General features: G+C 42.5%; 11 protein-coding genes. 8 read left to right on the top strand and 3 right to left on the bottom strand.

From position 1 onward, the window contains the following. The first annotated feature begins 99 nt into the window (after window positions 1–99). The 5 genes from HZA08_10710 (at window position 100) to fsa (ending at window position 6,034) form a co-directional block, all read left to right on the top strand. Complete coding sequence (locus HZA08_10710; GenBank protein ID MBI5193896.1) at window positions 100–285, top strand: hypothetical protein; 186 nt, start codon at window positions 100–102, stop codon at window positions 283–285. 161 nt (window positions 286–446) lie between these two features. Continuing rightward, window positions 447–1,262, top strand: coding sequence for a Fic family protein (locus HZA08_10705; GenBank protein ID MBI5193895.1), 816 nt, complete (start codon window positions 447–449; stop codon window positions 1,260–1,262). Between the two features lie 70 nt (window positions 1,263–1,332). After that, window positions 1,333–3,849, top strand: coding sequence for an excinuclease ABC subunit UvrA (gene uvrA / locus HZA08_10700; protein ID MBI5193894.1), 2,517 nt, complete (start codon window positions 1,333–1,335; stop codon window positions 3,847–3,849). A gap of 133 nt (window positions 3,850–3,982) precedes the next feature. Beyond that, a complete protein-coding gene (locus HZA08_10695) occupies window positions 3,983–5,362 on the top strand; it encodes a (Fe-S)-binding protein (protein ID MBI5193893.1) in 1,380 nt (459 codons plus the stop codon). Between the two features lie 21 nt (window positions 5,363–5,383). Further along, window positions 5,384–6,034 carry a fructose-6-phosphate aldolase gene (fsa, locus tag HZA08_10690; GenBank protein MBI5193892.1) on the top strand — a complete coding sequence of 217 codons (651 nt, stop codon included), beginning with the start codon at window positions 5,384–5,386 and terminating at the stop codon, window positions 6,032–6,034. Window positions 6,035–6,095: 61 nt separating this feature from the next. On the opposite strand, the gene HZA08_10685 is transcribed toward fsa, so the two are convergent. Next, complete coding sequence (locus HZA08_10685; protein ID MBI5193891.1) at window positions 6,096–6,374, bottom strand: HU family DNA-binding protein; 279 nt, start codon at window positions 6,372–6,374, stop codon at window positions 6,096–6,098. 132 nt (window positions 6,375–6,506) lie between these two features. Here HZA08_10685 and HZA08_10680 point away from each other — a divergent pair, with 132 nt between their 5' ends. From HZA08_10680 to HZA08_10670, 3 genes are read left to right on the top strand one after another with little or no spacing between them, the layout of a single operon-like run. Next, window positions 6,507–7,343 carry a SurA N-terminal domain-containing protein gene (locus HZA08_10680; GenBank protein MBI5193890.1) on the top strand — a complete coding sequence of 279 codons (837 nt, stop codon included), beginning with the start codon at window positions 6,507–6,509 and terminating at the stop codon, window positions 7,341–7,343. Next, window positions 7,336–7,965 (top strand): methyl-accepting chemotaxis protein, encoded by a 630-nt coding sequence (locus HZA08_10675; protein ID MBI5193889.1) that lies wholly within the window; start codon window positions 7,336–7,338, stop codon window positions 7,963–7,965. The genes HZA08_10680 and HZA08_10675 overlap by 8 nt, the downstream gene beginning before the upstream one ends. A 49-nt stretch (window positions 7,966–8,014) precedes the next feature. After that, window positions 8,015–8,518: a hypothetical protein gene (locus HZA08_10670; GenBank protein ID MBI5193888.1), complete on the top strand. Its 504-nt coding sequence runs from the start codon at window positions 8,015–8,017 to the stop codon at window positions 8,516–8,518. Between the two features lie 196 nt (window positions 8,519–8,714). On the opposite strand, the gene HZA08_10665 is transcribed toward HZA08_10670, so the two are convergent. Then, window positions 8,715–10,952, bottom strand: a complete 2,238-nt coding sequence (locus HZA08_10665; protein ID MBI5193887.1) for an MtrB/PioB family outer membrane beta-barrel protein — start codon at window positions 10,950–10,952, stop codon at window positions 8,715–8,717. 7 nt (window positions 10,953–10,959) lie between these two features. Then, complete coding sequence (locus HZA08_10660; protein ID MBI5193886.1) at window positions 10,960–12,096, bottom strand: DmsE family decaheme c-type cytochrome; 1,137 nt, start codon at window positions 12,094–12,096, stop codon at window positions 10,960–10,962. Between the last annotated feature and the right edge of the window lie 61 nt (window positions 12,097–12,157).

Genomic DNA, 12,157 nt, shown 5'->3' with positions numbered 1-12,157 from the left:
CCTGCGTTAATAATTCTGTAACTCCCCCTTAAGTTATATTATCCCCTTGTGAAGGGGTACTTCAAAATGATATATTGTGAATGTCGAGGAGGTGGTAAAATGGCCGGTGTAAAGGAGCAAGTTATTAGTATGATTCAATCTCTCCCAGAGGATACTACTATTGATGATATTATGGCGGAGTTGTATTTCAAATTTCAGGTTGATGCAGGATTGAGAGAACTGGATAAGGGTAAAGGGATACCGCACGAAGATGTTCATACACGGATGTCCAGATGGCTTACATAAATAAGATTTATGAGAATTATAGAATAGTATATCGCCTTAAAGAAGATGTTGCGGAGATAGTTGTAAAATGTCATGGGGCAAGACTTTTGGATAATGTTATGTAGCCGGCATTGCTGTTGATTTTGATTGTTGGGTAGCCAATTACAATCTGTGATCATTATATGGTAGATTTTGATAAAAACAGACAAAAAGGTGAATCAGATGAAAAAGCTCAAGTCTCAGAGAAACAAAATAGAAGAGTGGAGGACAAGCCTCACTCCAGAGGAAAAAAGGAAAATGTATCTGGAAAGCATTCCGTATCAGGTAAGTGCTTCCATGGCATTCGAGGGCGAAAACGTCAGTTTGAAGATGCTGAAAGAGTATATGAAGATTCTGAAGAATATTCCTCAACCACACGGTACATAGAATCCAGCCTCGGTATCAAGTCATATTCTGAACTCGCTCCCTTTCTTGCAAAAGGAGTTGAGAAGGTGATGGCGGCTATTCTAACTTACAAATATCATGAATTGATAATAACCTCTGAGTTTATTTGTATGCTTCACAAAAACGCCTTTGGAGAAATATTCCCTACATGGGCCGGCAAGTATCTTAACAGAAATGTTACTGTCGGGAAGCACTGTCCACCCTCATATTTTGAAGTTCCTGTTCTGATGCGTCAATATTGCCATGATCTGGAAGCGAGAGTGTCTGCTATGGGTTCTAAACCGGATGCCGGCGATTTACCCATTGAAGCTCTGGCTTTTGCAGAAGGCCGTTTCTTAAGCATCCATCCCTTTCTTGATTTTAATGGACGTGTAATAAGAATGCTTTTGTTTTCACTCCTTTACAGGCTTGACTTGCCGCCTGTCCCTTTAGTTCCCGATGAAAAGAATGCGGAGGATAAGACAGATTACTTTAATGCCCTCTCAAGTGCGGATCAACTTGATTGGCAGCCTCTCATGGCTATATGGAAGAAAAGACTCGGAGTTAAAATGTAACTTGATTATTTTACCGCCTTTATTGGAAAGGTGAATTTAAAGATGCTCCTGTGTTAAAATAGTCTCACCTATGGAACAGCAGAGTATTATCATAAAAGGTGCGAGGGAGCATAATCTAAAGAATATTGATGTTGTAATCCCACGGGATAAGTTTGTTGTAATTACGGGCCTCAGCGGTTCAGGCAAATCATCGCTTGCCTTTGATACCATTTATGCAGAGGGGCAGAGGAGGTATGTGGAATCCCTGTCTGCTTATGCGAGGCAGTTTCTTGAGCAGATGAGTAAGCCTGATGTAGATTCTATTGAAGGGCTGTCACCGGCCATTTCCATTGAGCAGAAGACCACGAGCAGGAATCCCCGCTCAACAGTTGGAACAATCACAGAGATATATGATTATTTAAGGCTCCTGTTTGCACGTGTCGGCCATCCCTTCTGTTATAAATGCGGAAAAGAGATTACTGCACAGACTGTCCAGCAGATGACTGATAAAATTTTATCCCTGCCTTCTGACACAAGGATACAGGTGTTATCTCCCATAGTCAGAGGCAGGAAGGGTGAGTACAGAAAAGAGCTTTCTGAGATGAGGGGGAAGGGTTTTGTCAGGGCAAGGATTGACGGGAGGATTGAAGACCTTGAAAGGGAGCTTTCCCTTGATAAGAATAAAAAACATAATATCGAGATTGTCATTGACCGCCTCATCATAAACAGGGAACTTTCTGAAAAATTGACAAGGAGGCTTGCTGATTCTATTGAGCTTGCATTGCGGTTAGCGGACGGCATAATCATTATTAACACCGCAGAAGGTAAGGATATCCTGTTCAGTGAGAAGCTTGCCTGTATTGATTGCGGTATAAGCTATCCTGAGATTACCCCGCGGTTTTTCTCATTTAACAGCCCGGTTGGTGCGTGCCCGGAGTGTGACGGCCTTGGCGTTCACCTGAGAACTGAGGATGATGAAGAAGATGTGCCTGATGAGATATGTCATTTATGTAATGGTGCAAGATTAAAAAAAGAGTCTCTTGCAGTAAAGATTGAAGGGATGACGATTGCAGATACCACACGGTTTTCCATAAAGGCCGCTGTGCGGTTTTTCAATACATTGGCCCTTACTGAGCGGGAGTCTCTTATTGCCCAGCGCATACTCAAGGAGATAAAAGAAAGGCTTCTGTTTTTGTCAAATGTAGGGCTTGATTATCTTACCCTTGACAGAGAGGCGGCTACTCTTTCCGGCGGCGAGGGGCAGAGGATACGGCTTGCCACACAGATCGGCTCAAGCCTTGTGGGTGTCCTGTATGTATTGGATGAACCGAGCATCGGTCTTCATCAAAGGGATAACGTAAGACTGCTTGCCACGCTTAAACGGCTGAGGGACATCGGCAATACAGTCCTTGTGGTTGAACATGATGAAGAGACTATCAGGGAATCAGATTATGTGATAGATATGGGGCCCGGTGCAGGTGTCCATGGCGGTGAAATTATCTCCATGGGTACACCCAAACAGATTATGAAGGATAAAAACTCCCTTACAGGCCGCTATCTTTCCGGTGACATGGTCATATCCCTGCCGGCACGCCATAGAAAGCCGCTGCGTTTCCTGACAGTAAAGGGTGCTAAAAAGAATAATCTCAAGGATATAGATGTCTCTGTCCCAATCGGACTGCTGACCGCTATTACCGGTGTCTCCGGTTCAGGAAAGAGTACACTGTTGTTTGATGTACTTTACAGAAATGTTGCGCATCACCTCTATAGAAGGTCTAAGGAGTATGACGGGTGCAGTACGATTACCGGTATGAATGAGTTTGATAAGGTGATCAATATTGATCAGTCGCCTATCGGAAGGACACCGAGGTCAAACCCTGCTACATATACAGGCCTGTTTACGCACATACGAGACCTGTTTGCAAAACTCCCTGATTCAAAGATGAGGGGGTACAGATCCGGCAGATACAGCTTTAATGTAAAGGGCGGCAGATGCGAGGCGTGTCAGGGTGACGGCCTGATAAAGATAGAGATGCACTTCCTCCCTGATGTTTATGTGACGTGTGAGGTCTGTAAGGGGAAGCGCTACAACAGGGAGACCCTTGATATAAAATACAAGGGGAAGAATATTGCAGAGGTGCTTGATATGACAGTTGCACAGGCGATTGAGTTTTTCGATGCTATCCCAATTATAAGACATAAACTGGTGACATTAAGGGAGGTTGGCCTTGATTATGTGAAACTAGGGCAGGCGGCAACAACACTCTCAGGCGGAGAGGCACAGAGGGTAAAACTCTCAAAAGAGCTGTCAAGGCGTGCAACAGGCAGGACGCTCTATATACTTGATGAACCGACAACAGGACTCCACTTTGCCGATATTCAGAGGCTCCTTGATGTCTTAAACAGGCTGGTTAATGCCGGAAATACCATCGTGGTGATTGAGCATCACCCTGATGTGATAAAGAATGCGGATTACTTGATAGACCTCGGCCCTGAAGGCGGTGATGGCGGCGGCAGAATCGTTGCGTACGGGACACCGGAAGAGGTGGCTAAGATTGATGAGTCGTATACGGGGATGTTTTTGAGGGAATTTGTGGGAAGCAGGTGAAGGGCTTTCGGATGAACTCACATGAGCCAGGGTTCACAAAGGGACATGAAAATCAGCGGGACAAGAAAGTCCCGCCTATCCTCGTAGATAGGGATAGGCGGGGTTTTCTTGCCCCGCCGGAAGGGATTTTCGGATGAACTACCTATCATCAGTCAAAGACGAGATTTACAAGTGCATAAAGTGCGGTACCTGCATGACCGGATGTCCTACGTTTGGGATTACACGGGACGAGACTATGGTTGCACGCGGGAGGATAAATCTTGTCGGTGCGGTACTTGACGGCCGTATTGAGACTACAGAACGGTTTGAGGGGATGATAACGTCATGTATTGGTTGTCTGACCTGTGATACAAATTGCCCTACAGGTGTAAAGGTAAGTGAGATTATATTTGCTGCAAAGGCCCATATAGCTGATAAATCAGGGCTTGGAATTATTGAGAAGATTGCCTCAAAGATAGTATTAAGACTCAGATGGCCTTTGCCGTTGATGGCAAGGATGATGTCTGTTCCTGTAAAGATTTATGAGATGCTTCCGGTAAACGGGCTGTTTAGCAATGCTATCCCGTTTGTCCGGAAAAATATAAAACGCAAACTCCCTGAAATAGGGAGTCCGCCGCTGAGTTCTTTATATCCTGAGCTTATAAGGACAACCAAGGCAAATAAAAAAGGTACGGTTGCTTTTTATCCCGGTTGTGTTATGGAGCTGAGCAAGCAGGCAATGGGCAAGGCAACTATAAGCGTACTGAATAAGCTGGGCTATGATGTTATAATCCCGAAAGGACAGTTTTGCTGCGGCAGTCCGTTACTTTCACTCGGGGATAGGGAAACGGCAAAGAAACTGGCAAGGAAGAATGTTAAGATTTTTTCTAAGCTGAACGTAGAGGCGATAGTTGTTTCGTGTGCAACATGCGGAAATATGCTGAAGAAGGAGTATCCAGTACTATTATCCCCCCCTTTAGAAAAGGGGGGCGAAGGGGGATTTGATGTTCAGGCATTCTCGGATAAAATAACAGACGTACATGAGTTTATCTTTGAACCGCTTAGGAGCAGGCAATTTACAAACAGGGATGAAAAACCCCACCCTCACCTTAATCCTCTCCCTGAGGGAGAGGAAATTTCCCTCCCCTTCAAGGGGAGGGTTAGGGTGGGGATGGGGTCATTTCCGAATGAAACAAACCGCGTCACCTTCCACGATCCCTGCCACCTGAAAAAGGGGCTTGGCATTTATCAGGAACCAAGAGATATTCTGAAGTCTATCCCCTCTGTTGACTTTGTAAATATGGAAGATTCGGATGCCTGCTGTGGTTTCGGCGGCATATTCAGTGTTTATCACTACGACCTTGCCTCTCAGATAGGAGAGAAGAAGGCAGAGAATATTAAAAAAACAGGTGCAAAAATAGTTGCCACAGGCTGTCCCGGATGTGCTATACATATTGAGGATTCTTTGAACAGATTAGGGTATAATGCTGAGGTAAAACATACGGTAGAACTTTTGGATGAGTCATTGAACTAACACTAACAAACAGGAGGTGTGATGAAATTTTTTATTGATACAGCAAACATTGCAGAGATTAAAGAGGCAGTAAGCCTTGGTTTAATAGACGGTGTTACTACCAACCCGTCGCTGGTTTCAAAGGAGAACAGGGAGTTCAGGGGGCTTGTTAAAGAGATATGCTCTCTGGTGGATGGACCGATTAGTGCGGAGGTTATTTCCCTTGAAGCTGAGGGCATGGTCAAAGAGGCAAGGGAGCTTAGCACAATCCATAAAAATGTTGTTGTAAAAATACCTATGCTTCCTGAAGGATTAAAGGCCGTTCGCACCCTCACTCAGGAAGGTATAAAAACGAATGTCACCCTTATATTCTCTCCCTCTCAGGCACTCCTTGCAGCAAAGGCAGGGGCAACTTACGTAAGCCCGTTTGTCGGACGGCTTGATGACGTGTCGCACATTGGTATGGACATAGTAAGTCAGATACGGAGTATATTTGATAACTATGGGTATGACACAGAGATAATTGTTGCAAGCATAAGAAACCCGCTTCATGTAGTGGATGCCGCTATGATGGGGGCAGACGTTGCCACTATCCCATACAAGGTATTATTGCAACTGGCCTCTCACCCGCTTACGGATATTGGTATTAAGAAATTTATGGAAGACTGGCAGAAGGTTACTAATAACAAGTAGACCATATAAACACAGAGAGAGGAGCATGCTCCTCTCTCTGTGTCAGAATAATCATTAACTCTTACAGCATACCCTTTAGCTTTGGTGCAGGCTTGAATGAGATAGTCTTGCTTGCCTTTATCTTTATTGTCTCTCCTGTTCTCGGGTTTCTTCCGGTCCTGGCCTTTCTGGTCCTTACTGTGAAGGTACCAAAGCCCGGATAAGCAAACCTCTTGTCTTTTTTAATAGACTTGGACAATACATCAAAGATACTATCTACCAAATCTTCTGTCTCTCTCTTGCTGAGTGTGGATCCCTTAGCTGCCTTTTGGATTGCATCAACGAATTCGGCTTTTGTCATCCTGTTTCACCTCCTTCCTTTTCTGTTGTATTTTTCAAGTAATTTGAAGATAACCAGATTTACTAATGTTTAAGCCAGAATTTTAAAGAATTGGAATATACAAGTCAAGTGTAAAATGTTATAATCCGTGCCGTGCGTAAAGAAATATTTTTTTTATTGACTTTTCTGAAAATATTTCCCGTCTTTTTAATCCTGATTATGTTTATTTCTGCCTGTGGAGGAGAAAAAAATAGAGAGCAGGCAGTTGCATCCGTTAATAAGTCTCCCATCCTTTTAAAAGAATTCCAGAAGGAGCTTGCTGTAAACTCAAGGCGGGACCACGCTTTTAAGCTGACATCCCGTGTTATCGAAGAACAGCTTGAGCTTATGATTGATAAGAAACTCATGATTCAAGAGGCAGCGAGGATGGGGCTTGCAGAGGATGAGAGGTTTATTGAGACTATCAGGACATTCTGGGAGCAGACCCTTATCAGGGATTTAATTGAGGCAAAGACAAAAGAATGGAATGACAGGTTGTTTGTAACAGAAGACGAGATACAGGAGCAGTATAACAGGCTTCAGCATAAACTGACCCTCAGGCTTGTTGAAGGTATAGATAAGAAAAATACTGATGTCATTAAAAATAAGATGCTGAAAGGTGAGGAGATAAAAGGTGAAGAGACGATAGGGCCATTGACTTATGAGACAGCAGGGATGGGGCTGGAAGAGGATGTTCTTAATAAGGCGTATGATATGAATGCCGGCGAGGTCAGGGTAATTGAGGAAATGGATGGCCGCATAACTGTAATAAAAGTCCTAAATAAAGAGAGTGTACCTGTTCCTCCTCTTAAAGACCTGCATGACAGGATTAAGGAATTTGTACTTGAACAGAAAAAACATGAGTCAATTGAAGAGTGGTTGAGGGGTATAAAGAAGACAGCCTCTATCAGTATAAACGATAAGCTCTTAAAAGGGATGACCCATGAGTGATAGCCCTTTATTCAGGCGGAGAAACTATTTCATAAAAAAGAAGTTCCAGGTAGATTTTACAATAAAGTTCCTGATTATTATTTTAATAGAGGTCATCCTTGCCATCGGCTTTTTTATCTATCTTTCCAGAGGGACATTGACCACCGGATTTGTCGGTTCTGATTTCAGGATTGCAAAGACATCCGAATATTTCCTGCCGACTTTGTTTCTGGCAAATCTGATTATCCTTGCCATCACAGGTGTAATAGGGATAGCAGTAATGATATTCATGTCTCACAGGATTGCCGGGCCTCTGCACCGTTTTGAAAAGGTGCTTGAAGAGATCGGAAAGGGTGACCTTACGCATAGATTCAAGTTACGGGATAATGACCAGTTGTCAGAACTGGCAGACAGCATAACCGAGCTTACTGTATCTTTGGATAAAAGGATACGTGATGCAAAGTTAAGGATACAGGAACTATCAGCATTAAATGCCGCAATCCAATCAGTTTTATCAGATACCCCATCAGCCGATAAGGAACTAAAGGGACAATTATCAGCAGTCTCTAAGAAGATAGAGGAGTTAGAGGAGGCTGTAAACTATTTTAGGACCTCAGAATACAAGGGAAGCAAAGGATTATAAGGGTTATAAATCTTATGCCGGTATTCTGTGCCTGACTGCCTTTTTTATAATGATATACAGCCTGCCTGTTTTTGCATGTGAAGGCCAATCAAAAGCATATAAGACCGGTTATACTGAAATCTGTTACACTTCTGATAAAGACCTGTATGGTTTTTCAGGTACCCTGAGTAAGGGGTTGTTTTCTTATATCGAGGCATCGAAAAATCCCGAGGTTGTAAAAAGCAGGGTGGACAATATCGTTGAGAGGGTAAGCAGATTACTTGATATGTACCCCTCTGACCTCCACTTTAATATTACCTTGTACCCCAAAGACAAAGACGTTGAAAGGACCTTCCTTAGTATGGGCGGGCTAAGAACTTATGAAACTGCCCCAATCGCCTTCTATTCTCACAAGAGCAAGACTATCTATATCTCTCTTGAAAAGCTGACAGCCGGTGTCCTTGCCCATGAGATAGCCCATGCAATCATTAATGTCTATTTTGACACCCCGCCGCCGGAGAGGATGCAGGAGATACTGGCACAGTATGTTGACAGGCATCTTTGGGAGGAATGACGCGGGGTGAGCAGTGAGCAGAAGTAAGAGGTAAGAGGTAAGAAGATAGAAGCAAGATTAAGATAAAGATTGAGTTATATGAGGGAAAGGTAACAATGTTTTCTTACCCTCCACAAATTGAGAATTAGAGAGAGGCCATGGGGAGGGATAGGGTGGGGGTGAGCTATGGATATTTTCGGGTGCGTATGTCTCCCCCCTAAAAATAAACACTCATATAAAGTGATATAAGTCGGTATTTATAAGAAGGCTCTCTGATTCCTATGAATTTATCAGGGCCTGTGTCAGGAAAATTATCAAGAGCGTAGTCGCTTCTCACGTATCTTTCCATGTAATATCCGGCTGTTATACTTGCATTTTTTAAATACTTTTCCGAATCGCTGCTGTCTTCCTGTTCTTTTCTGAGTTTTGCAGAGATGTAAACTTCATAAGTGTCGGTAATATTGCTGACCTCAGGCAGTTTAGAGTCCGCACCGGCGAAATCATACTTGCTGTAGTCCCCTTTTATTGAGAATCTTTTACCCGGCTTAATATTAAATCCTGCTGTTAATACATTTGAAGTATCTTCAAGGATACCGGTAATAGGTTTAGTGAACCCGGTATATTTAGTATCTTTTGTATAACTTAGATTGTTGTCATAAGTCCAGCTATATCTTCCTGTTGTTTTCTTTTTGTCATAATAATACTCTGTATAGAACTGCAGGAATGTAAAAGGTTCAATCTGGAGGGACACAGAACCGGATGTTCCCTGAGACCTTATCCTGCCGATAGTAACATTGTTGTGTTCTTCTAAGAGGTAAGAAAAGTTTAATCCTAATGAAAATGCCTCAATGGGGGAATAATCTATGCCTGCAGATATTTTTTGAGAGGCAAGTTCAGAGAGATCAAAAGTCCGTAATAGTGTATGTTGAGTAACGGTATTTAAAGTATCAGGGTCATAGATTGCATTGTAATATGTGGGGTCATACTTACCCGTCCTTTTTGAATAAGTATATCCTAAATTTGTGGCCAAGGAGTTGAGGATAACGGTTCGCATAGTTACCTGTGCCTTTTTCTCATTTTCCTTTTCTACCTCCCTTTCATCCCGTGAGGTATCCTTATTTTCTATCAAGGTATTAAGGTATAACCGGCTTGCGGGAGACCATGTCCCGTCAAGAATAATACTGTCTGTGTAGTAGGCGGTATATCTCGCTATCCTTGGATACCTTATTGCATTTACTCCTCCATCCTTACCATCGCCCCCATCTATCATTATGTATGAAGGTGTTTCCTTTGCATTCGGGGTATCATTTTTATGGGCATAATGCCTGTATTTTATATTGAATCTCAGGTTTGAAAAAAGTTTTGCACTAAGCGCCGTAGATAATGTAAGGTTTCTTACGTCTGAATCAATCTTATTACGCAGAAATTCACCGCCTACATCAGGGATAGTTGTAAAAGGAATCAGGTCAATAGTGCTTGTGACTTTGCTAAAAGATAGAGTGTTATAGAATGTAATATTATTTGATAATTTTATGGATGGCCGTAAGGATAATGTGTGAACTGTATAATCTCCCGCCCCTTTTGCCCTTCCATCCGATCCTTTAAAAAGATTTGCCCATGTGATGTCATCTGTCAGTCTGTTGGTAAATATATCGAAGTTGTTGTCAAGCTGGATGTCTACACTATCATCTATGTACTCCATATTTATACCGATTGTTGTGGTCTTGTAATCTTTTGGTTCAGTAATTTCTCTTATTGCTGTTCGGGGTACGCCGGATTGTTTTGTAAAGTTTTCAAAGCTAACCGGGCTTCTCCCGTTACTCTCCTCTACAGATAGCCTCGTAGTAATAATGAGCTTGTCACCCGGCCTAAACTCTACAGATATATTATTGATATCCCTTGTCTTTAAGATATTAGAACTATCAGTTGATGAAGTCCCTGATCCATCATAAGTCCTGATAAATCTGTTAAGACCGGTATCCACATCGAGCAAACCATATTTCCTGTAACTTAAGTTCCAGTAGCCATCCTGATTAAGATTGGTCAGTGGTTTGATATTCCCTGCATTTCCCGAAATCTCCTGAGTCCCTGATCCCAAAATGAAATGGAAATTATCTATATAAGTTCCCTCCGGTATAGTCTTATATTCTCTTGACTTAGGAGAATCCGTAAAAATCTTCATGTCCTGAAACTTACCTGAAATATCCATGATAGAAATATTCTCAAAAGTAGGCTCTTTGACTGTGGTTTCAGCAGGTGTGGGTGCAGCGGGTTGTTCCTTACCTTCTTCCCTGGCGGGAGTGGTTTCTGAAATAATCCCCCCTCCCTTGACTGGAGGGGGTGAGGGGGAGGGTGACTCTGCAGGTGTTGAAACAGTCTCACCGGACCCATCATCGCAAAGTACAATATTTGGAATAAACAGGATGATAATGAATATGATCAGTAACTTTTTCATATCTGATTTATCTCTGCAGGCCGGCACCGGAGGGATGTCTTGAACCATGTATCATCGGGTGACAATTCATACAGCCCCTGTTGTAAGTAAACCTGCTCTTGGGGTTTAACACATCATGCGCATCAATATTATCAGGAAGATTCTTCGGCAGATTAGTATGACATTCAAGGCATAGATAAGGTTGACGCATCTTCAGAAGCCGGCTGTTAATGGAGGAATGTGCATCATGGCACAGAAGGCAGTTTTCCTGCACCGGAAGATGGTCAAAAAGATAAGGCCCTCTTTTGTCTGAATGACAGCTAAGGCAGTTCTCATTTACAGAAGATGATCTTAGCAGCCCGGGTGTGTCGGACCCATGCGGTGAATGACATGTAGAACACGACATCTTTCCCTCATCCTGTGAAAGATGTGGTGAATGCATAGCTTTACTCTTTTTTTCTGCATGGCACTTAAGGCAGGTCTCCTTTATTGAAGTTTGCTTCAATAAATTCTTCATTGTTACATTCTTCATAACCTGATGACATTCAGTACAGGTCATTGTTTTTCCATGCATGTTATCATTCCAGTAAAACAGACTCCCTTGATTATGACATATAATACAGGAATTATTCTGTTCTTCTCTGGTATCTTTTGACATCGGACCATAAGATATTATAAACAAACGCTCCTTAGTATTATTGATATGCAGACTTCCTGGTCCATGACATGTTTCGCAATCTATTCTTTTTTCTTCCTTTTCCTTTCCTGCAGGGATGAAACTCTTTTTCCATCTTGCATGGATAGTTTTACTCCATTGGGTATGTTGTTTTTCATGACAGCTTATGCACTTTTCCGCTCCAACAAACCCCTTTTTTCTGTCAGGAGGAGGTGGAATCATGAATGCCCCCTCTTTTGGAATAATAAGAGTTGTTAATTCAATCGGAGGTAATGCACTTGTTTCCATCGTAGGCATAGGTTGCGTTCCCTCTGCCGGTGGAATGGCTGATGTATTTTCTGCAGGGGGCAAAGGCTTTGTTACTTCTGTGACGGCCTGTTGCGGTGTCTCCTGAGGAGTCTCATTTTCTGCATGGATATTGTATGCCTGATAAATGCTGATGATAATTATGACAATAATCAGGGGGGTAAGTATTCTTTCAAAGTTCATATTAAGGATATAATAATATTAAGCAACTCAAAGTCTTATACTATAGATTAGAATTATTTAT

Source organism: Nitrospirota bacterium (assembly GCA_016212215.1).
Taxonomy (GTDB): Bacteria; Nitrospirota; 9FT-COMBO-42-15; order HDB-SIOI813; family HDB-SIOI813; genus JACRGV01.
Note: the sequence above shows the minus strand (reverse complement) of the source record. Positions and strands in the feature narration are given on the sequence as shown.

Bases quoted from the DNA above. Each gene is read 5' to 3' on its own strand.
- uvrA (MBI5193894.1), top strand. From the start codon at position 1,333: ATGGAACAGCAGAGTATTATCATAAAAGGTGCGAGGGAGCATAATCTA.
- HZA08_10685 (MBI5193891.1), bottom strand. From the start codon at position 6,374: ATGACAAAAGCCGAATTCGTTGATGCAATCCAAAAGGCAGCTAAGGGA.
- fsa (MBI5193892.1), top strand. From the start codon at position 5,384: ATGAAATTTTTTATTGATACAGCAAACATTGCAGAGATTAAAGAGGCA.
- HZA08_10660 (MBI5193886.1), bottom strand. From the start codon at position 12,096: ATGAACTTTGAAAGAATACTTACCCCCCTGATTATTGTCATAATTATC.
- HZA08_10710 (MBI5193896.1), top strand. From the start codon at position 100: ATGGCCGGTGTAAAGGAGCAAGTTATTAGTATGATTCAATCTCTCCCA.
- HZA08_10670 (MBI5193888.1), top strand. From the start codon at position 8,015: ATGATATACAGCCTGCCTGTTTTTGCATGTGAAGGCCAATCAAAAGCA.
- HZA08_10665 (MBI5193887.1), bottom strand. From the start codon at position 10,952: ATGAAAAAGTTACTGATCATATTCATTATCATCCTGTTTATTCCAAAT.
- HZA08_10675 (MBI5193889.1), top strand. From the start codon at position 7,336: ATGAGTGATAGCCCTTTATTCAGGCGGAGAAACTATTTCATAAAAAAG.
- HZA08_10705 (MBI5193895.1), top strand. From the start codon at position 447: ATGGTAGATTTTGATAAAAACAGACAAAAAGGTGAATCAGATGAAAAA.
- HZA08_10695 (MBI5193893.1), top strand. From the start codon at position 3,983: ATGAACTACCTATCATCAGTCAAAGACGAGATTTACAAGTGCATAAAG.